Source organism: Streptomyces sp. NBC_00370 (genome assembly GCF_036084755.1).
Taxonomy (GTDB): Bacteria; Actinomycetota; Actinomycetes; order Streptomycetales; family Streptomycetaceae; genus Streptomyces.
This window is the reverse complement of sequence record NZ_CP107968.1, coordinates 1,683,631-1,704,121: the sequence shown is the minus strand read 5'-3', so window position 1 is coordinate 1,704,121 and position 20,491 is coordinate 1,683,631. Positions and strand designations below refer to the sequence as shown.

The 20,491-nt window shown below is 71.5% G+C and carries 18 protein-coding genes and 1 pseudogene; 18 read left to right on the top strand and 1 reads right to left on the bottom strand.

All coding sequences use genetic code 11. The annotated features are described in order from the left end of the window. The first annotated feature begins 82 nt into the window (after positions 1 to 82). The 10 genes and pseudogenes from mltG (at position 83) to nusB (ending at position 9,506) form a co-directional block, all read left to right on the top strand. Complete coding sequence (gene mltG, locus OHS57_RS07160; RefSeq protein WP_328581402.1) at positions 83 to 2,026, top strand: endolytic transglycosylase MltG; 1,944 nt, start codon at positions 83 to 85, stop codon at positions 2,024 to 2,026. Then, entirely contained in the window at positions 2,001 to 2,861 is an 861-nt protein-coding gene (locus OHS57_RS07155) for a shikimate dehydrogenase (protein WP_328581401.1), read from the top strand. The genes mltG and OHS57_RS07155 overlap by 26 nt, the downstream gene beginning before the upstream one ends. Before the next feature lie 136 nt (positions 2,862 to 2,997). Next, the gene (aroC, locus tag OHS57_RS07150; protein WP_328581400.1) at positions 2,998 to 4,182 is read left to right on the top strand and encodes a chorismate synthase; all 1,185 of its coding nucleotides are present in this window, start codon (positions 2,998 to 3,000) and stop codon (positions 4,180 to 4,182) included. Then, positions 4,179 to 4,721, top strand: a complete 543-nt coding sequence (locus tag OHS57_RS07145; RefSeq protein WP_328581399.1) for a shikimate kinase — start codon at positions 4,179 to 4,181, stop codon at positions 4,719 to 4,721. The genes aroC and OHS57_RS07145 overlap by 4 nt, the downstream gene beginning before the upstream one ends. Then, entirely contained in the window at positions 4,718 to 5,809 is a 1,092-nt protein-coding gene (aroB, locus tag OHS57_RS07140) for a 3-dehydroquinate synthase (RefSeq protein WP_041991652.1), read from the top strand. The genes OHS57_RS07145 and aroB overlap by 4 nt, the downstream gene beginning before the upstream one ends. 41 nt (positions 5,810 to 5,850) lie before the next feature. Next, positions 5,851 to 6,291 (top strand): type II 3-dehydroquinate dehydratase, encoded by a 441-nt coding sequence (gene aroQ, locus OHS57_RS07135; RefSeq protein WP_041996846.1) that lies wholly within the window; start codon positions 5,851 to 5,853, stop codon positions 6,289 to 6,291. 75 nt (positions 6,292 to 6,366) lie between these two features. Further along, positions 6,367 to 7,259 (top strand): annotated as a pseudogene (locus OHS57_RS07130) (Pro-rich N-terminal domain-containing protein). 77 nt (positions 7,260 to 7,336) lie between these two features. Continuing rightward, the gene (locus OHS57_RS07125; RefSeq protein ID WP_328581398.1) at positions 7,337 to 8,461 is read left to right on the top strand and encodes an aminopeptidase P family protein; all 1,125 of its coding nucleotides are present in this window, start codon (positions 7,337 to 7,339) and stop codon (positions 8,459 to 8,461) included. 47 nt (positions 8,462 to 8,508) lie between these two features. Further along, complete coding sequence (efp, locus tag OHS57_RS07120; protein WP_041991658.1) at positions 8,509 to 9,075, top strand: elongation factor P; 567 nt, start codon at positions 8,509 to 8,511, stop codon at positions 9,073 to 9,075. Positions 9,076 to 9,077: 2 nt separating this feature from the next. Further along, complete coding sequence (gene nusB / locus OHS57_RS07115; RefSeq protein WP_041991660.1) at positions 9,078 to 9,506, top strand: transcription antitermination factor NusB; 429 nt, start codon at positions 9,078 to 9,080, stop codon at positions 9,504 to 9,506. A 140-nt stretch (positions 9,507 to 9,646) separates the two neighbouring features. On the opposite strand, the gene bldD is transcribed toward nusB, so the two are convergent. Next, positions 9,647 to 10,147, bottom strand: coding sequence for a transcriptional regulator BldD (gene bldD / locus OHS57_RS07110; RefSeq protein WP_041991662.1), 501 nt, complete (start codon positions 10,145 to 10,147; stop codon positions 9,647 to 9,649). Between the two features lie 196 nt (positions 10,148 to 10,343). Between bldD and pyrR the strand changes: the two genes are divergently transcribed. From pyrR to pyrF, 8 genes are all read left to right on the top strand, one after another. Further along, the gene (pyrR, locus tag OHS57_RS07105) at positions 10,344 to 10,928 is read left to right on the top strand and encodes a bifunctional pyr operon transcriptional regulator/uracil phosphoribosyltransferase PyrR (protein ID WP_041991664.1); all 585 of its coding nucleotides are present in this window, start codon (positions 10,344 to 10,346) and stop codon (positions 10,926 to 10,928) included. Between the two features lie 86 nt (positions 10,929 to 11,014). Beyond that, positions 11,015 to 12,025, top strand: a complete 1,011-nt coding sequence (locus tag OHS57_RS07100; RefSeq protein ID WP_328581397.1) for an aspartate carbamoyltransferase catalytic subunit — start codon at positions 11,015 to 11,017, stop codon at positions 12,023 to 12,025. Between the two features lie 2 nt (positions 12,026 to 12,027). Next, positions 12,028 to 13,314: a dihydroorotase gene (locus tag OHS57_RS07095; protein ID WP_328581396.1), complete on the top strand. Its 1,287-nt coding sequence runs from the start codon at positions 12,028 to 12,030 to the stop codon at positions 13,312 to 13,314. Continuing rightward, positions 13,311 to 13,913: a PH-like domain-containing protein gene (locus OHS57_RS07090; RefSeq protein WP_041991670.1), complete on the top strand. Its 603-nt coding sequence runs from the start codon at positions 13,311 to 13,313 to the stop codon at positions 13,911 to 13,913. Before OHS57_RS07095 ends, OHS57_RS07090 begins: the two co-directional genes overlap by 4 nt. Beyond that, positions 13,910 to 15,055, top strand: a complete 1,146-nt coding sequence (gene carA, locus OHS57_RS07085) for a glutamine-hydrolyzing carbamoyl-phosphate synthase small subunit (protein ID WP_041991672.1) — start codon at positions 13,910 to 13,912, stop codon at positions 15,053 to 15,055. The genes OHS57_RS07090 and carA overlap by 4 nt, the downstream gene beginning before the upstream one ends. Continuing rightward, complete coding sequence (carB, locus tag OHS57_RS07080) at positions 15,048 to 18,362, top strand: carbamoyl-phosphate synthase large subunit (protein ID WP_328581395.1); 3,315 nt, start codon at positions 15,048 to 15,050, stop codon at positions 18,360 to 18,362. Before carA ends, carB begins: the two co-directional genes overlap by 8 nt. 99 nt (positions 18,363 to 18,461) lie before the next feature. Further along, positions 18,462 to 19,571, top strand: a complete 1,110-nt coding sequence (locus OHS57_RS07075; RefSeq protein WP_328581394.1) for a quinone-dependent dihydroorotate dehydrogenase — start codon at positions 18,462 to 18,464, stop codon at positions 19,569 to 19,571. Next, positions 19,568 to 20,437 carry an orotidine-5'-phosphate decarboxylase gene (gene pyrF, locus OHS57_RS07070; RefSeq protein WP_328581393.1) on the top strand — a complete coding sequence of 290 codons (870 nt, stop codon included), beginning with the start codon at positions 19,568 to 19,570 and terminating at the stop codon, positions 20,435 to 20,437. Before OHS57_RS07075 ends, pyrF begins: the two co-directional genes overlap by 4 nt. The last annotated feature ends 54 nt before the right edge of the window (positions 20,438 to 20,491 follow it).

The following is a 20,491-nucleotide window of genomic DNA, read 5'->3' as shown; positions in this document are numbered from 1 at the left end:
AACAGCTGCCGCACAACAAAGAGGCCCAACGGACGCCGTGCCGAGTGCTCGCAAGCCGTTGCCTCGCGGCTCTAGGGGATCGATGACTGACTATGGCCGGGGCCCCGGCTCCGAACCGTGGCACCCCGAGGATCCCCTGTACGGGGACCAGGGATGGGCAGCGCAGCAGGCCGCCGACGGCCAGGCCCCGTACGGCGGCCAGCCGCAGCAGCAGTACCCGCAGCAGCCGGTTCAGGGGCAGCAGACGGCAGGCCAGGGCCAGTACGCGGCCGGCCAGGACCCGTACCAGCAGCAGTACCCCCCGCAGCAGTACGCCGACCCGCAGTACCAGCAGCAGTACCCGCAGGCCCAGGCTCAGTACCAGCAGCAGCCCCAGCCGCAGCAGCCCCAGCAGTACGGCGGGCAGCAGCAGTACAACGACCCCCGGTACAACAACGCGCAGCAGCAGCCGCAGGCCCAGCAGTACGACGCGCAGCACCAGTACACCGATCCCCAGTACAACGACCCGCAGTACCAAGGCGGTTGGGACACCGGGCAGCGGGCGGCCATGCAGTACGGCCAGCAGCCCCCCGGTGGCTACGGCAACCAGGGCGACACCGGGCAGGGCAACGGCTACCCGCAGAACCCCGACTACTACGCCGCCCCCGAGGGCTACCCGCAACAGCAGCCGCCGGGCCAGCAGCAGCCGGTGCAGCAGCAGCCGGTGCAGGCGCCGCCGCCCGGCCGTGGCCAGGCAGGGCCCGCCGCAGGGCAGCGCCGCCCCGAGCCGGAGAACGACTGGGACGGCCCGCAGCCGGAGGAGACGCACCCCTTCTTCACCGGCGCCGACACCCCCGTCCCCGCCAGGGGCCGGCGTGCCGAGGACGACGACCGGTACGACGAGTCCGACGACGCGTACGACGACCACGGGGGCGACGGCGACCGCCGTGGCGACGGCAAGAAGAAGGGCCGCAGCGGCCGGGCCTGTCTCGTCGTCGCCGTGGTCCTGCTGGGCGTGGTCGGTGGCGTCAGCTACGTCGGCTACAACTTCTACCAGGACCGCTTCGGCCCGCCGCCGGACTTCTCCGGCAGCGGTACGGGCGCGGTCCAGATCGTGGTGCCCGAAGGCGCTTCGGGCGCCGAGATCGCCGCGCTGCTGGTGAAGGGCGGCGTGGTCAAGAGCCAGGGCGCGTTCGTCGAGGCGCAGAAGGACAACCCCAAGGGCGACACGATCCAGGCGGGCGTCTACACCCTCGGCACCGGCATGTCCGGGCAGAACGCCGTCACGAAGATGCTGGACCCCAAGAGCCAGGACGTCCTCATCGTCGCTCCGGGCTGGCGCAACGGTCAGGTCTACGCGGCGATCGACAAACGGCTGGGCGTCAAGGACGGCACGACCAAGGCCGTTGCCAAGTCGCAGCTCAAGACGCTCGGCCTGCCCGACTGGGCGCAGAACAACGGCAAGATAAAAGACCCGCTCGAAGGCTTCCTGCTGCCAGGGAACTACGGGGTCGCCAAGGGGACGAAACCCGAGGCGGCCCTGAAGCAGATGGTGACCCGGGCCGACGACGCGTACACCAAGGCCGACCTGGTGGGCGAGGCCGAGAAGCGCGGGCTGCGGGATCCGTGGCAGCTGCTCACGGTCGCCAGCCTCGTGCAGGCCGAGGGCAAGACGCACGACGACTTCCGCAAGATGTCCGAGGTCGTCTACAACCGGCTCAAGCCCACCAACACGGAGACGAACCAGCTGCTCCAGTTCGACTCCACCTTCAACTACCTCAAGGGCCAGAGCAAGATCGACCTCACCGAGGCCGAGGTCAACGGCAACCACGACCCGTACAACACGTACACGGTGAAGGGGCTGCCGCCTGGCCCCATCGGCAACCCCGGCCCCGACGCCCTCGCCGCTGCGGTCAACCCGACCAGTGACGGCTGGATGTACTTCGTGGCGACCGACGGGGCGGACAAGACCGAGTTCGCCAAGACGAACGCCGAGTTCGAGAAGCTCAAGGACAAGTTCAATGACAACAAGGGCCTCGGCGGCTGAGGGGCGCAGGGCGGCCGTGCTCGGCTCGCCCATCGCACATTCCCTCTCGCCCGTCCTGCACCGGGCGGCCTACGCCGAACTCGGCCTCGACGGCTGGTCGTACGACCGCTTCGAGGTGGCCGAGGCGGGGCTGCCCGCGTTCCTCGAAGGACTCGGCCGGGACGGTGACGGGCGGGCGTGGGCGGGTCTCTCCCTGACCATGCCGCTCAAGCGCGCCGTCATCCCGCTGCTCGACAAGATCACCGACACCGCGGCTTCGGTGGAGGCCGTCAACACGGTGGTGTTCGACGCCGACGGCCGGCGCACCGGCGACAACACCGACATCCCCGGCATGCTCGCCGCGCTGCGCGAGCGCGGGGTGACCACGGTCGGCTCGGCCGCCGTACTCGGCGCGGGCGCCACGGCCTCGTCGGCGCTCGCCGCGCTCGCCCGCGTCTGCACGGGACCGGTCACCGCGTACGTACGCAGCGCCGCCCGCGCCGCCGAGATGCGCGGCTGGGGCGAGCGGCTGGGTGTCGACGTCCGCACCGCCGACTGGACGGCGGCCGCCGACGCGTTCGCGGCGCCGCTGGTGATCGCGACGACCCCGGCCGGCGCGACGGACGAGCTGGCGCCGCTGGTGCCGGGCAGCCCCGGCACGCTCTTCGACGTGCTGTACGAGCCCTGGCCCACACCGCTCGCGACCGCCTGGTCGGCGGCCGGCGGACCGGTCGTCGGCGGCCTCGACCTGCTGGTGCACCAGGCGGTGCTCCAGGTCGAACAGATGACGGGGCGTACCCCCGCACCGCTCGCCGCGATGCGCGAGGCGGGGGAGCGGGCCCTGCGCGCACGCTGACCGGCCCGGCGTACCGTCCGCTTCCTGGACCGCGGGCCGGGTCACCCGCCCGCACGTGGGAGGATCGGGAGCGGCGGGCCAGGGCCGCGCACCCGGCCGCGCCACCGCATTCCAGGCGCGAGCAAGAGGAGCACCGTTGAGCAGGTTGCGCTGGCTGACCGCGGGGGAGTCGCACGGCCCCGCACTCGTCGCGACGCTGGAGGGCCTTCCCGCCGGTGTGCCCATCACCACCGACATCGTGGCCGACCACCTCGCCCGGCGGCGCCTCGGCTACGGGCGCGGCGCGCGGATGAAGTTCGAGCGCGACGAGGTCACCTTCCTCGGCGGTGTGCGGCACGGCCTCACCATGGGCTCGCCCGTCGCGATCATGGTCGGCAACACCGAGTGGCCCAAGTGGGAGCAGGTCATGGCGGCCGACCCCGTCGACCCCGCCATCCTCGACGAACTGGCCCGCAACGCCCCGCTGACCCGCCCCCGGCCCGGCCACGCGGACCTCGCGGGGATGCAGAAGTACGGCTTCGACGAGGCCAGGCCCGTCCTGGAGCGGGCCAGCGCCCGCGAGACCGCCGCCCGCGTCGCGCTCGGCGCCGTCGCCCGCTCGTACCTGAAGGAGACGGCCGGCATCGAGGTCGTCTCGCACGTGGTCGAGCTGGCCGGGGCCAAGGCTCCCTACGGCGTCCTCCCGACCCCCTCCGACGTCGAGCGGCTGGACGCCGACCCGGTGCGCTGCCTCGACGCCGACGCGAGCAAGGCGATGGTCGCCGAGATCGACCAGGCCCACAAGGACGGTGACACGCTCGGCGGAGTGGTCGAGGTCCTGGCGTACGGCGTGCCCGTCGGCCTCGGCTCGCACGTCCACTGGGACCGCAGGCTCGACGCCCGGCTCGCCGCCGCGCTGATGGGCATTCAGGCCATCAAGGGCGTCGAGGTCGGCGACGGCTTCGACCTGGCCCGGGTGCCCGGCTCGCAGGCCCACGACGAGATCCTGGTGACCGACGACGGCATCAGGCGCGCCTCGGGACGCTCCGGCGGCACCGAGGGCGGTCTGACCACCGGCGAGCTGCTGCGGGTACGGGCCGCGATGAAGCCCATCGCGACCGTGCCGCGCGCGCTCGCCACCGTCGACGTCGCCACCGGCGAGGCGGCGAAGGCGCACCACCAGCGCTCCGACGTGTGCGCGGTGCCGGCGGCCGGCATCGTCGCCGAGGCCATGGTGGCGCTGACCCTCGCCGACGCCGTCGCCGAGAAGTTCGGCGGCGACAGCGTCCCCGAGACCCGCCGCAATGTCCGTTCGTACCTGGAGAATCTGGTGATCCGATGAGCGACCAGGAGCCTTCGGGCACCTCGGCGGGACCCGTCGTCGTACTGGTGGGACCGATGGGCGCGGGCAAGTCCGTCGTCGGGGAACTGCTCGCCGACCAGCTCGGCGTGGGCTACCGGGACAGCGACGCCGACATCGTCACGGCGCACGACCGCACGATCGCCGACATCTTCGTCGACGAGGGCGAACCGTACTTCCGCGAGCTGGAACGCGAAGCCGTACGCCGCGCGCTCACCGAGCACACCGGTGTCCTGGCGCTCGGCGGCGGCGCGATCCTGGACGACACCACCCGCGAGCTGCTGACCGGGCTGCCCGTCGTCTACCTGTCGGTCGACGTGACCGAAGTGATGAAGCGGGTCGGCCTCAACACGGCACGCCCGCTGCTGCTGGTCAACCCGCGCCAGGAGTGGAAGAAGCTGATGGAGGCCCGCCGCCATCTCTACACCGGGGTGGCGCGCGCGGTGGTCGCGACGGACGACCGTACCCCCGAAGAGGTCGCCGAAGCCGTCCTCGACGCACTCGAACTGAGGAAAGCATGACCGCACAGGCAGTCACCCGTATCCAGATCGGCGGCACGGCCGGCACCGACCCGTACGAGGTACTGGTCGGCAGGCAGCTGCTGGGCGAGCTGCCCGGGCTCATCGGCCGCGCGAAGCGCGTCGCCGTGCTGCACCCCGAGGCGCTGGCCGAGACCGGCGAGGCGCTGCGCCAGGACCTGGCGGACCAGGGGTACGAGGCCATCGCCGTCCAACTGCCCAACGCGGAGGAGGCCAAGACCGTCGAGGTCGCCGCCTACTGCTGGAAGGCGCTCGGCCAGACCGGCTTCACCCGCAGCGACGTCATCGTCGGCGTCGGCGGCGGGGCCACCACGGACCTCGCCGGGTTCGTCGCGGCGACCTGGCTGCGCGGGGTGCGCTGGATCGCCGTACCGACGACCGTGCTCGGCATGGTCGACGCGGCCGTCGGCGGCAAGACCGGCATCAACACCGCCGAGGGCAAGAACCTGGTGGGCTCCTTCCACCCGCCCGCCGGGGTGCTCTGCGACCTGGCGGCGCTGGACTCGCTCGGTGTCCACGACTACGTCAGCGGCATGGCCGAGATCATCAAGGCCGGCTTCATCGCCGACCCGGCCATCCTCGACCTGGTCGAGTCGGACCCCGAAGGCGCCCGCACCCCCGCGGGTCCGCACACCGCCGAACTGATCGAGCGGTCGATCCGGGTCAAGGCCGAGGTCGTCTCCAGCGACCTCAGGGAGTCCGGACTGCGGGAGATCCTGAACTACGGCCACACCCTCGCGCACGCCATCGAGAAGAACGAGCGCTACAAGTGGCGGCACGGCGCCGCCGTCTCCGTCGGCATGGTCTTCGCAGCCGAACTGGGCCGGGTCGCCGGGCGCCTCGACGACGCGACGGCCGACCGGCACCGCTCGGTGCTGGAGTCGGTGGGACTGCCGCTGACCTACCGCGGCGACCAGTGGCCCAAGCTGCTGGAGACCATGAAGGTCGACAAGAAGTCGCGCGGCGACCTGCTGCGCTTCATCGTCCTCGACGGCCTTGCCAAGCCGACCGTCCTCGAAGGCCCCGACCCGGCGGTGCTGCTCGCCGCCTACGGCGAGGTGTCGGCGTGAGCGACGAGCAGGTGAGCGACGAGCAGGCGGGCGACGAGCAGGTGACCCGGCGGGTCCTGGTCATCAACGGCCCCAACCTCGGCCGGCTCGGCTCCCGTGAGCCCGACGTGTACGGCGCGACCTCGTACGCGGGTCTGGTCGACACCTGCCGCACCCTCGGCAAGGAGCTGGGCTTCGACGTCGACGTACGCGAGACGAACGACGAGGGCGAGCTGATCCGCTGGCTGCACGAAGCGGTGGACGGATCAATTCCGGTCGTTCTCAACCCGGGTGCGTTCACGCACTACTCGTACGCGCTGCGTGACGCGGCGGCGCAGCGCACGGCGCCCCTCATCGAGGTGCACATCTCGAATCCGTACACACGGGAGGAATTCCGCCACACCTCGGTGGTCGCCGCCGTGGCGAGCGGTACGGTCGCCGGCTTCGGCATCGGCTCCTACCGGCTCGCACTCCGGGCGCTCGCCGAGGAGTTGACCGGCTGACCCGGCCGAGGCGGTACCGTTCGGTAGCAATCGGCCGTGAGGCCGGCTTAGTCGTACGAGACGGAGTGGCACCGCATGCAGCACGCAGTGGGTGGTCCGCTGCCGCCTCACCGGGGACCGGTCGACGGATCCGGCGGGTGGGCGGCCGAACCGCCGCCCCCCGGAGCGGCTCCCGGGCCGCCGCCCGCGCACTGGGCGCCGCCGCAGCCGCCTCAGGCACCGCAGCCGCCGCAGCATGCCCAGGGCCCGCAGCAGACGCCGCACGCCCCGCAGGCCCCCATGGCGCCCCCGGTGCCCGGCGCGCCCCCGGGGCCTTCGTGCCGCCCCCGGACAGCACCGGCCACGTCCAGCTGCCGCCCGGCGGCCCGGTGGCGCTGCCCGCGCCGCCCGGCGCGGACGGCGGCACCGGCGTCGCGACCCTCGCCGTCCTGCTGATCGGCCCGGCGGGCGCGGGCAAGACGACCGTCGCCCGGCACTGGGCGCGGACCCGCCGGGTGCCCACGGCCCACATCAGCCTGGACGACGTACGCGAGTGGGTCTGCTCCGGATTCGCCGACCCGCAGTCCGGCTGGAACGACCACTCCGAGGCGCAGTACCGGCTGGCCCGCCGCACCTGCGGCTTCGCCGCCCGCAACTTCCTCGCCAACGGCATCTCCTGCATCCTGGACGACGCCGTCTTCCCCGACCGCCCGGCCGTCGGCCTCGGCGGCTGGAAGCGGCACGTCGGCCCCGGGCTGCTGCCCGTCGTCCTGCTCCCCGGGCTCGAAGCGGTCCTGGAGCGCAACGCGGCCCGCAGCGGCAACCGGCGGCTCTCCGACGAGGAGGTCGCCGGTATCCACGGCCGGATGGCGGGCTGGTACGGCTCCGGGCTGCCGATCATCGACAACACGACGCTCGACGTGGAGACGACGGCCAGGCTGCTGGACGACGTACTCGCCCGCTCCATAGCATCCCCGCCCGCCTGGTAGCCCCGGGGCCGCGCGGCGGCACCCCGGTCGGACGCGCTGAACCGGCCGGTCGCCGCGACCGCTCATACGCTCGGGACATGGCAGAGGTGTATGCGGACCGCCGCGCGCGGCTGCGCGAGCGATGCTCAGCGGCAGGGAGCGGCGCCGCCCTGGTCTCCCGGCCGGCCAACGTCCGCTATCTCGCGGGCGGCGCGCCGCCCGGCGCCGTGCTGCTGCTCGGCGCCCGGCCCGACGACGACCTGCTGTTGTGCCCCCGTACCCCGGCCGGCGACCCCGCCGAGGGCCGTCCGGACAGCGCTCTGCGGCTGTCGGTCCTCCCGTCGGGCGACGGTGACCCGGCGATCGCCGCCGTCGGCGCACTCGCCGCCGACGGCGCGGACCGGACGGCGGGACCGCTCGCCGTCGAGGAGCACCATCTGACCGTTGCCCGGCACCGGGCCCTCGGCTCCGTCGCCCCCGGGCTGCGGCTGACCGACCTGGGCTGCGCGGTGGAGCAGCAGCGCATCGTCAAGGACGAGGAGGAGATCGGCTGTCTGCGGATCGCCGCCGAGATCGCCGACCAGGCCCTGGGCGAACTGCTGGAGTCGATCCTCGTGGGCCGCACCGAACGCCATCTCGCGCTGGAACTGGAACGCCGGCTGATCGACCACGGCGCCGAGGGCCCCGCGTTCCCGACCTCCGTCGCCACCGGCCCCAACTCGGGCCGTGAGGCGCACCGTCCGTCGGACCGGCGGGTCGAGGAGGGCGATTTTCTCACCGTGGGGCTCGGCGCCGAATACCGCGGATACCGGTGCGGCATCGCCCGTACGTTCGTCATCGGAACGTCCCCCGCCGACTGGCAGGTCGAGCTGTACGAGCTGGTCTTCGCGGCACAACGGGCAGGTCGGGAGGGGCTGCTGCCCGGAGTCGGCTACCGGGACGTGGACCACGCCGCCCGTCAGCCGCTGGCGGCGGCGGGGTACGCGGAGGGGCTCGGCGCCCGCGTCGGGCACGGTGTGGGGCTCGAAAATGACGAGGACCCGCAGTTGGCCCCCGCCGCCATGGGTAAACTGGACGCTTGCGTGCCTGTCACCGTAGGACCGGGGGTCCACCTTCCGGGCCGGGGCGGTGTCCGGATCGCTGACACGCTCGTCGTCCGCCCCGAAGCGGACGGCGGACCCGAGCTACTCACCATCACGACCAAGGAGCTGCTCGCGCTCTAGCGCGCACCCGTGGTCCCACCAGCATCAGTCCAGGAGATTCCGCAACCGTGGCTTCCACGAACGACCTCAAGAACGGCATGGTTCTCAAGCTCGACTCGGGCCAGCTCTGGTCCGTCGTCGAGTTCCAGCACGTCAAGCCGGGCAAGGGCCCGGCCTTTGTGCGCACCAAGCTGAAGAACGTGCTCTCCGGCAAGGTCGTCGACAAGACCTTCAACGCAGGCGTGAAGGTCGAGACCGCCGTAGTCGACCGCCGCGACATGCAGTTCTCGTACATGGACGGCGAGTACTTCGTCTTCATGGACATGGGCACCTACGAGCAGATCCACATCAGCAGGGAGGTCGTCGGCGACGCCGCCAACTTCCTGCTGGAGGGGTTCGAGGCCACGGTCGCGATGTACGAGGGCAACGCCCTCTACGTCGAGCTGCCCGCGGCCGTCGAGCTGGTCATCGAGCACACCGACCCCGGCGTGCAGGGCGACCGTTCCACCGGCGGCTCCAAGCCGGCCAAGCTGGAGACCGGTTACGAGATCGGTGTGCCGCTCTTCATCACGACCGGCGAGAAGATCAAGGTCGACACGCGCTCAGGCGAGTACCTCGGCCGGGTGAACAGCTAACCGTGGCTGCCCGGAACAAGGCCCGCAAGCGTGCCTTCCAGATCCTCTTCGAGGCCGACCAGCGCGGGGCGTCCGTGCAGACGGTCCTCGCGGACTGGATACGGCATGCCCGGACCGACGACCGCCAGCCGCCGGTCGGCGAGTACACCATGGAGCTGGTCGAGGGGTACGCGGAGTACGCGGACCGCATCGACGACCTCATCGCCACCTACGCGGTGGGCTGGACCCTCGACCGGATGCCGGTGGTCGACCGGAACATCGTGCGGCTCGGCGCCTACGAACTGGTGTGGGTGGACGAGACGCCCGACGCCGTGGTGATCGACGAGGCGGTACAGCTCGCCAAGGAATTCTCCACCGACGACTCGCCGTCGTTCGTGAACGGCCTGCTCGGCCGGTTCAAGGACCTCAAGCCGAGCCTGCGCCGCGTCTAGGTCCTGGCCGACGGGGCGGGGCACGGCCCGGCACACGGCCGTCCACGCCCCGCACGCCACACGCACCGGAGGGCGGCCCCCGTACTGCCGGGCCCGCCCTCCGGAGGTGACGTTTCTGCTGGTGCGCGCCTTACGCGCGCTCAGACCTCCTCGTGGGCGACGGCGCGGCGCGCGTCCGCGTCCAGCACACCCCAGCTGATGAGCTGCTCGGTCAGGACCGAGGGCGACTGGTCGTAGATGACGGCCAGCGTGCGCAGGTCGTCCTGGCGGATCGACAGCACCTTGCCGTTGTAGTCGCCGCGCTGGCTCTGGATCGTCGCCGCGTAGCGCTGCAGCGGGCCGGCCTTCTCCTGCGGTACGTGGGCGAGGCGCTCCAGGTCCAGGACGAGCTTCGGCGGCGGCTCGGCGGCGCCGCCGGGCGTCGTGCCGGGAAGGAGCTCCTGCACCGGGACCCCGTAGAAATCAGCCAACTCGGCGAGCCGCTGCACGGTCACGGCACGGTCGCCGCGCTCGTACGAACCGACGACGACGGCCTTCCAGCGGCCCTGCGACTTCTCCTCAACGCCATGGAGCGAGAGGCCCTGCTGGGTGCGGATGGCGCGGAGTTTGGCCCCGAGCTGCTTTGCGTATTCGCTGGACATATAGCTCCCCGGACGAAGTCTGGTAACTCACTGTGAGGTTACGCAGCGTTACTTGGATGCGTCAAGCCGGGGGCTCCGCAACCCCTCCCGCCAGGGGCGACACCAGGCGCTCCGGACACTCCTGCTACCGTGGATGGCGCAATCCAGACGTCCTTTAAAAACCGTCCCGTGAGGCGGAGAAGGAGGTCCGTTTCTTATGGAGACAGACAGCTCGATCAGTCCTGATGGCCCGCGCCCCGTTCTGGAGGCGCCCGACATCGCACGGGTCCTGACCCGTATCGCCCACGAGATCGTCGAACGCGCCAAGGGCGCCGACGACGTGGTCCTGCTCGGTATCCCGACCCGCGGTGTGTTCCTGGCCCGTCGGCTGGCCGACAAGCTCGAAGAGATCACCGGAAGAGCGATCCCGGTCGGCTCGCTCGACATCACCATGTACCGCGACGACCTGCGCCTGCGGCCCGCCCGCGCGCTCGCCCGCACCGACATCCCGGCGGACGGCGTCGACGGCCGGCTCGTCGTCCTCGTCGACGACGTGCTCTTCTCGGGCCGCACCATCCGCGCCGCCCTCGACGCCCTCGGCGACATCGGCCGGCCCCGCGCCGTCCAGCTCGCCGTCCTCGTCGACCGCGGCCACCGGGAACTGCCGATCCGCGCGGACTACGTCGGCAAGAACCTCCCCACGTCGCTGCGCGAGACGGTCAAGGTCCAGCTCGCCGAGGAGGACGGCCGCGACACGGTCCTGCTCGGTCTGCGCCAGCCCGCCGCCTCCGACGAGCGGTAGCGGCAGCCGCTTCGTACGCCGCCAGTCCCGTACGGCTGCGCAAGCGCGCCCGCACGCCCTCACTAGACCCACCGGAGCACACCCAGATGCTGCGTCTGCCAGGAGCAAGCCCCCGTACCCCCGGCCATCTGATCTCAGCGGCCGACCTCACCCGCGACGACGCCGTACTGATCCTCGACACCGCCGAGGAGATGGCGCGCGTCGCCGACCGGCCCATCAAGAAGCTGCCGACGCTGCGCGGCCGCACCGTCGTCAACCTGTTCTTCGAGGACTCCACCCGCACCCGGATCTCCTTCGAGGCCGCCGCCAAACGGCTGTCCGCCGACGTCATCAACTTCTCCGCGAAGGGCTCGTCGGTCTCCAAGGGCGAGTCGCTGAAGGACACCGCCCTCACCCTGGAGGCGATGGGCGCCGACGCCGTGATCATCCGGCACCCGTCGTCCGGAGCCCCGTACCGGCTCGCCACCTCCGGCTGGATCGACGGTGTCGTCGTCAACGCGGGCGACGGCACCCACGAACACCCCACCCAGGCGCTCCTCGACGCCTTCACCCTGCGCCGCAGGCTGGTCGGCGCGGACGCCGGCATCGGCGCCGACCTCGCGGGCCGCAGGGTCACGATCGTCGGCGACATCCTGCACAGCCGGGTCGCGCGCTCCAACGTGCTGCTGCTGCACACACTCGGCGCGCAGGTCACGCTGGTCGCCCCGCCCACGCTCGTGCCGATCGGCGTCGAGGAGTGGCCCTGCGAGGTCAGCTACAGCCTGGACGACGTGCTGCCCGCTTCGGACGCCGTGATGATGCTGCGCGTCCAGCGCGAGCGGATGAACGCCGCCTACTTCCCCACCGAGCGTGAGTACTCCCGCCGCTACGGCCTCGACGGCGAGCGGATGGCCCGGATGCCGGAGAAGTCCGTCGTGATGCACCCCGGGCCGATGAACCGCGGCATGGAGATCACCGCCGAGGTCGCCGACTCCGACCGCTGCACCGCCGTCGAACAGGTCGCCAACGGCGTCTCGATCCGGATGGCCGTGCTCTACCTGCTGCTGGGCGGCAACGAGCCCGCCGTCAGCCACGCGCGCACCGAGGAGAACAAGTAACCATGAGCAAGATCCTGATCCGGGGCGCGAAGGTGCTCGGCGGCGAGGTACGGGACGTCCTGATCGACGGCGAGAGCGTCGCCGCCGTGGACACCGCGATCGAGGCCGAGGGCGCGACGGTCGTCGAGGCGGGCGGCAAGATCCTGCTGCCGGGCCTGGTCGACCTGCACACCCATCTGCGCGAGCCCGGCCGCGAGGACTCGGAGACCGTCCTCACCGGTACGAGGGCGGCCGCTGTCGGCGGTTTCACGGCCGTACACGCCATGGCCAACACATTCCCCGTCGCGGACACCGCGGGCGTCGTGGAGCAGGTCTGGCGGCTCGGCAAGGAGTCCGGCTACTGCGACGTGCAGCCCGTCGGCGCCGTCACCGTCGGCCTGGAGGGCAAGCAGCTCGCCGAGCTGGGCGCCATGCACGACTCGGCGGCCGGGGTGCGGGTCTTCTCCGACGACGGCAAGTGCGTGGACGACGCCGTGATCATGCGCCGCGCGCTGGAGTACGTGAAGGCGTTCGACGGCGTCGTCGCCCAGCACGCCCAGGAGCCCAGGCTCACCGAGGGCGCCCAGATGAACGAGGGCGTCGTCTCGTCCGAGCTGGGCCTCGGCGGCTGGCCGGCCGTGGCCGAGGAGTCGATCATCGCCCGCGACGTCCTCCTCGCCGCCCACGTCGGCTCACGCGTCCACATCTGCCACCTCTCCACGGCGGGCTCCGTCGACCTCGTCCGCTGGGCCAAGTCCAAGGGCTGGAACGTGACCGCCGAGGTCACCCCGCACCACCTGCTGCTCACCGACGAGCTCGTACGGTCGTACAACCCCGTCTACAAGGTGAACCCGCCGCTGCGCACCGACGCCGACGTGATGGCGCTGCGCGAGGCGCTCGCCGACGGCACCATCGACTGTGTCGCCACCGACCACGCGCCGCACCCGCACGAGGACAAGGACTGCGAGTGGGCCGCGGCCGCCATGGGCATGGTCGGCCTGGAGACGGCGCTGTCGGTGGTCCAGGAGACGATGGTCGACACCGGCCTCATCGACTGGGCGGGCGTCGCCGACCGGATGTCCTTCCGGCCGGCCGCGATCGGCAGGCTCGCGGGGCACGGCCGCCCGGTCGCCGTCGGCGAGCCCGCCAACCTCACCCTGGTCGATCCCGCTTACCGTGGTGTCGTGGACCCCGCGGACTTCGCCTCCCGCAGCCGTAACAGCCCCTACGCGGGCCGTGAGCTGCCGGGGCGCGTCACCCACACCTTCCTGCGGGGCAAGGCCACGGTCGTCGACGGGAATCTGGCGTGACAACTGCGAACCCCCTGCGGCTGCTGCCGCTCGCCGCCGAGCAGAAATCGGCGGACGTGACCGACTGGTCCGCCCGGATCGGCTGGGTCGTCGGGCTGCTGATCTTCATCGCGCTCGTGTACTGGCTGATGCGCCAGGGCTGGAAGTGGCGCGGCACCCTCCAGTCCGACGTGCCGGAGCTGCACCCGCTGCCCGAGCGCAGCGGTACGGCGAAGCTGGAGCTGACCGGCCGCTACCACGGCTCGACCACGGCAGGACAGTGGCTCGACCGCGTCGTCGCCCACGGCCTCGGCACCCGCAGCCGGGTCGAGCTGACCCTCACCGACGCAGGCCTCGACGTCGTACGCCCCGGTGCGAACGACTTCTTCGTCCCCGCCGCCCAGCTGCGCGAGGCGCGGCTCGACAAGGGCATCGCCGGCAAGGTCCTCACCGAGGGCGGCCTGCTGATCGTCACCTGGCAGCACGGCGACAAGCTGCTCGACTCCGGCTTCCGCTCCGACCGGTCGGCCGAGCACGCCGACTGGGTCGAGGCGATCAACTCCATGAACCACTCCACCACGAGCCCCACGTCCAGCACCACCACGGAAGGCGCATCATGACGACCTCCCCCCGGGGAACAGCCCGTGAGAAGGCGTCTGCCGCCGTACTCGTCCTGGAGGACGGCCGCAGCTTCCGCGGCCGCGCCTACGGAGCGGTCGGCGAGACCTTCGGCGAAGCCGTGTTCTCCACCGGCATGTCCGGCTACCAGGAAACCCTCACCGACCCCTCGTACCACCGCCAGGTCGTCGTGATGACCGCCCCGCACGTCGGCAACACCGGCGTCAACGACGAGGACCCGGAGTCCCGGCGGATCTGGGTCTCCGGCTACGTCGTACGCGACCCCGCGCGCGTGCCGTCCAACTGGCGCTCGCAGCGCTCCCTCGACGACGAACTCGTCGCCCAGGGCGTCGTCGGCATCAGCGGCATCGACACCCGCGCCCTCACCCGCCATCTGCGCGAGCGCGGCGCCATGCGGGTCGGTATCTTCTCCGGCGACGCGCTCGCCGACGAGGCCACGCTGCTCGACCGGGTGCGGCAGGCGCCCGAGATGACGGGCGCCGACCTGTCCGCCGAGGTCACCACCGCCGAGACGTACGTCGTCCCGGCCATCGGCACCAAGCGCTTCACCGTCGCGGCGCTCGACCTCGGCATCAAGGGCATGACCCCGCACCGGATGGCCGAGCGCGGCATCGAGGTGCACGTCCTGCCCGCGACCGCCACGCTCGACGAGGTCTACGCGACAGCGCCCGACGGCGTGTTCCTCGCCAACGGGCCCGGCGACCCCGCCACCGCCGACCTCACCGTCGTCAAGGGCGTCCTGGAGCGCGGCACGCCCCTGTTCGGCATCTGCTTCGGCAACCAGCTGCTCGGCCGGGCGCTCGGCTTCGGCACGTACAAGCTCAAGTACGGCCACCGCGGCATCAACCAGCCCGTCCAGGACCGGACGACCGGCAAGGTCGAGGTCACGGCGCACAACCACGGCTTCGCCGTCGACGCCCCGCTGGACCAGGTCTCCGAGACCCCCTACGGCCGCGCCGAGGTCTCGCACGTCTGCCTCAACGACAACGTGGTCGAGGGGCTGCGGCTGCTCGACCGGCCGGTCTTCAGCGTCCAGTACCACCCCGAGGCGGCCGCGGGCCCGCACGACGCCGCGTACCTCTTCGACCGCTTCACATCCCTGATGGAGGACCAGCGTGCCTAAGCGCACCGATATCCAGTCCGTCCTGGTCATCGGTTCAGGACCGATCGTCATCGGCCAGGCAGCTGAGTTCGACTACTCCGGCACCCAGGCGTGCCGGGTCCTGAAGGCCGAGGGCCTGCGGGTCATCCTCGTCAACTCCAACCCCGCCACGATCATGACGGACCCGGAGATCGCCGACGCCACGTACGTCGAGCCGATCACCCCCGAGTTCGTCGAGAAGATCATCGCCAAGGAGCGGCCCGACGCGCTGCTGCCCACGCTGGGCGGCCAGACCGCGCTGAACACCGCGATCTCCATGCACGAGCAGGGTGTCCTCGCGAAGTACGGCGTCGAGCTGATCGGCGCCAACGTCGAGGCCATCAACAAGGGCGAGGACCGCCAGCTGTTCAAGGGCGTCGTCGAGGCCGTACGGGCCAAGATCGGCCACGGCGAGTCGGCGCGCTCGGTCATCTGCCACTCCATGGACGACGTGCTCGCCGGCGTCGAGACGCTCGGCGGCTACCCCGTCGTCGTCCGGCCCTCCTTCACCATGGGCGGCGCGGGCTCCGGCTTCGCGCACGACGAGGACGAGCTGCGCCGGATCGCCGGCCAGGGCCTCACCCTCTCGCCGACCACCGAGGTCCTCCTGGAGGAGTCGATCCTCGGCTGGAAGGAGTACGAGCTGGAGCTGATGCGCGACCGGAACGACAACGTCGTGGTCGTCTGCTCCATCGAGAACTTCGACCCGATGGGCGTGCACACCGGCGACTCGATCACCGTCGCGCCCGCCATGACGCTCACCGACCGGGAGTACCAGACCCTGCGGGACGTCGGCATCGCGATCATCCGCGAGGTCGGCGTGGACACCGGCGGCTGCAACATCCAGTTCGCCGTCAACCCCGACGACGGCCGGATCATCGTCATCGAGATGAACCCGCGCGTCTCCCGCTCCTCGGCCCTCGCCTCCAAGGCCACCGGTTTCCCGATCGCCAAGATCGCCGCCAGGCTCGCCGTCGGCTACACGCTGGACGAGATCCCCAACGACATCACCGAGAAGACCCCGGCGTCCTTCGAGCCCACGCTCGACTACGTCGTGGTCAAGGTGCCGCGCTTCGCCTTCGAGAAGTTCCCCGCAGCCGACGCGACCCTCACCACCACCATGAAGTCCGTCGGCGAGGCCATGGCCATCGGCCGTAACTTCACCGAGGCCCTGCAGAAGGCGCTGCGCTCCCTGGAGAAGGCCGGCAGCCAGTTCGCCTTCACCGGCGACCCCGGTGACAAGGCCGGGCTGCTGCGTACCGCCGCCGTCCCCACCGACGGCCGGATCAACACCGTCATGCAGGCCATCAGGGCGGGCGCCACCCCCGAAGAGATCTTCGAAGCGACGAAGATCGACCCGTGGTTCGTCGACCAGCTGTTCCTGATCAAGGAGTACGCCGACGACCTGGCCGGCGCCGCGGAGCTGTCCCAGGAACTGCTCGCGGAGTCGAAGCGGCACGGCTTCTCCGACGCCCAGATCGGTGCGATCCGCGGGCTGCGCGAGGACGTCGTACGCGAGGTCAGGCACGCGCTCGGCGTCCGGCCGGTCTACAAGACCGTGGACACCTGCGCCGCCGAGTTCGCCGCGAAGACCCCGTACTTCTACTCCTCCTACGACGAGGAGAGCGAGGTCGCGCCGCGCGAGAAGGCCGCGGTGATCATCCTCGGCTCGGGTCCCAACCGGATCGGCCAGGGCATCGAGTTCGACTACTCGTGCGTCCACGCCTCGTTCGCGCTCAGCGCCGCCGGCTACGAGACCGTCATGGTCAACTGCAACCCCGAGACCGTCTCCACCGACTACGACACCTCCGACCGGCTCTACTTCGAGCCGCTCACCCTGGAGGACGTCCTGGAGATCGTGCACGCCGAGTCCCTGGCGGGCCCGATCGCCGGGGTCGTCGTCCAGCTCGGCGGCCAGACCCCGCTCGGCCTCGCGCAGGCGCTCAAGGACAACGGCGTACCGGTCGTCGGCACACCCCCCGAGGCGATCCACGCAGCCGAGGACCGCGGCGCCTTCGGCCAGGTGCTCGCCGAGGCCGGGCTGCCCGCGCCCAAGCACGGCACGGCCACCACCTTCGCCGGGGCCAAGGCCATCGCGGACGAGATCGGCTACCCCGTGCTCGTCCGGCCCAGTTACGTCCTCGGCGGGCGCGGCATGGAAATCGTCTACGACGAGGACCGGCTCGCCACGTACATCGCCGAGTCCACCGAGATCAGCCCCACCCGGCCGGTCCTCGTCGACCGCTTCCTGGACGACGCCATCGAGATCGACGTGGACGCCCTCTACGACGGCACCGAGCTGTACCTCGGCGGTGTGATGGAACACATCGAGGAGGCCGGCATCCACTCCGGCGACTCGGCGTGCGCCCTGCCGCCCATCACGCTCGGCGGCTTCGACATCAAGCGGCTGCGCGCCTCCACCGAGGCCATCGCCAAGGGCGTCGGCGTACGCGGACTGATCAACATCCAGTTCGCGCTGGCCGGCGACATCCTGTACGTCCTGGAGGCCAACCCGCGCGCCTCCCGCACGGTGCCCTTCACCTCCAAGGCCACCGCCGTACCGCTCGCCAAGGCCGCCGCCCGGATCTCGCTCGGCACCACCATCGCCGAACTGCGCGCCGAAGGGCTGCTCCCCTCGACGGGCGACGGCGGCACGCTCCCCATGGACGCGCCGATCTCCGTCAAGGAGGCCGTGATGCCGTGGTCCCGCTTCCGCGACATCCACGGCCGCGGCGTCGACACCGTCCTCGGCCCTGAGATGCGCTCCACCGGCGAGGTCATGGGCATCGACACCGTCTTCGGCACGGCGTACGCCAAGTCGCAGGCCGCCGCCTACGGCCCGCTGCCCACCAAGGGCCGCGCCTTCATCTCCGTCGCCAACCGTGACAAGCGCTCGATGATCTTCCCGGCGCGTGAACTCGTCGCCCACGGCTTCGAACTGCTCGCCACCTCCGGCACGGCCGAGGTGCTCAAGCGCAACGGCATCAACGCCACCGTCGTCCGCAAACTGGGCGAGGGGGAGGGGCCGAACGGCGAGCCGACCGTCGTCCAGCTCATCCACGACGGCGAGATCGACCTGATCGTCAACACCCCCTACGGCACCGGCGGCCGGCTCGACGGCTACGAGATCCGCACGGCCGCCGTGGCCCGCGGCGTCCCCTGCCTCACGACGGTCCAGGCGCTCGCCGCAGCCGTCCAGGGCATCGACGCCCTCAACCACGGCGGGGTCGGGGTCCGTTCCCTCCAGGAACACGCCCGACATCTGATCGCGGCACGCGAGGAAAAGTAACCAGCAGGGGGACACCGGAAGCGGTGTCCCCCTCTTCATGAGGTCCACGACCTCCTCATGAGGTCCACGACGGATCACTGCGAAGGATCACCCCACCCCATGTACCGCATCTTCTTCCGGCTGGCCTTCCGGCGGATGGACGCCGAAGCCGCCCACCACCTCGCCTTCCGCTGGATCCGGCTCGCCGCCCGGATCCCCGTCCTGCGCACGTTCCTCGCCGCCGCCCTCGCGCCGCGCCACCCCGAACTGCGCACCGAGGCCCTCGGGCTGCGGATGCACGGCCCGTTCGGGCTCGCTGCCGGCTTCGACAAGAACGCCGTCGCCGTCGACGGGATGGCGATGCTCGGCTTCGACCACGTCGAGATCGGCACCGTCACCGCCGAACCCCAGCCAGGCAACCCCAAGACCCGCCTCTTCCGGCTCGTGGCCGACCGCGCGCTCATCAACCGGATGGGGTTCAACAACGAAGGCTCGGCGGCCGTGGCGCGCCGCCTGGCGGCCCGCAAGGCGGTCTTCCGCACCACCCTCGGGGTCAACATCGGCAAGACCAAGGTCACCCCCGACAGCGCCGCCGTCGCCGACTACGTGACATCCACCGAACGGCTCGCCGCCCACGCCGACTACCTCGTGGTCAACGTGTCGTCCCCCAACACCCCGGGACTGCGCAGCCTCCAGGCCGTCGACCAGCTGCGCCCGCTGCTCGTCGCCGTGCGGGAAGCCGCCGACCGCACGGTCGAGGGACGCCGGGTCCCGCTGCTGGTGAAGATCGCCCCCGACCTCGCGGACGAGGACATCGACGCCGTCGCCGACCTCACCGTCGAACTCGGGCTCGACGGCATCATCGCCACCAACACCACCATCGCCAGGGAAGGTCTGGGCCTCACCTCGGACCCCGCCCTCGTCGCCGAGACGGGCGGCCTGTCCGGCGCCCCGCTCAAGGAGCGCTCCCTGGAGGTCCTGCGGCGGCTGTACGGGCGCGTGGGCGACCGGCTGACGCTGGTCGGCGTCGGCGGCGTGGAGAACGCCGAGGACGCCTGGCAGCGCATCCTGGCGGGCGCCACCCTGGTGCAGGGCTACAGCGCCTTCATCTACCAGGGGCCGTTCTGGAGCCGCGCCGTCCACAAGGGGCTCGCCGCGCGCCTCGCGAGCAGCCCGTACGCCACACTCGCCGACGCCGTGGGCGCCGGTACCAGGAAGGTGACCGTATGAGTTCCGACACCGCGACCCCCGGCACCCCGCTCGCCCCGTTCGGCGCCCGGCTGCGGGCCGCCATGGACACCCGGGGACCGCTCTGCGTCGGTATCGACCCGCACCCGGGGCTGCTCACCGCCTGGGGCCTGGCCGACGACGTCGCGGGGCTCGAACGCTTCGCCCGGACCACGGTCGAGGCGCTGGCCGGTCAGGTCGCCGTGCTGAAACCGCAGTCCGCGTTCTTCGAACGCTTCGGTTCGCGCGGTGTCGCCGTCCTGGAGACGGCGGTCGCCGAGGCGCGGTCGGCGGGCGCGCTGGTCCTCATGGACTCGAAGCGCGGCGACATCGGCTCGACGATGCAGGCGTACGCGGCCACCTACCTCGACAAGGACTCGCCGCTCTTCTCCGACGCGGTGACCGTCTCGCCGTACCTCGGCTTCGGCGCCCTGCGGCCGGCCCTGGACGCCGCGGCGATCTCCGGGGCCGGGGTCTTCGTCCTCGCGCTGACGTCCAACCCGGAGGGCGCCGAGGTGCAGCGGGCGACCGCCGCCGACGGCCGTCCGGTGGCGCAGCTGATCCTCGACCACATCGCGGCGGAGAACGCCGGGGCGACGCCGCTCGGCTCGGTCGGCGCCGTCGTCGGGGCGACGCTCGGCGACGTACGGGTCGATCTCGCCGTCAACGGACCGCTGCTCGCTCCCGGCATCGGCGCGCAGGGCGCGACCCCCGCCGATCTGTCCGGCGTGTTCGGCCCCGCGATCAACGACGTACTGCCGAGCGTGAGCCGTGGCGTCTTGCGGTACGGACCGGACATCAGGGCTCTTCGGGACGGAGCCGAGCGCTTCACCGACGAGGTGAAGGCGGCTGTCGACGCCGCTCGTTGAGGGAGTTGAGCGCGTTCTGGACAGAAAAGCGGGGTGAAATGCCAGGAATGTACC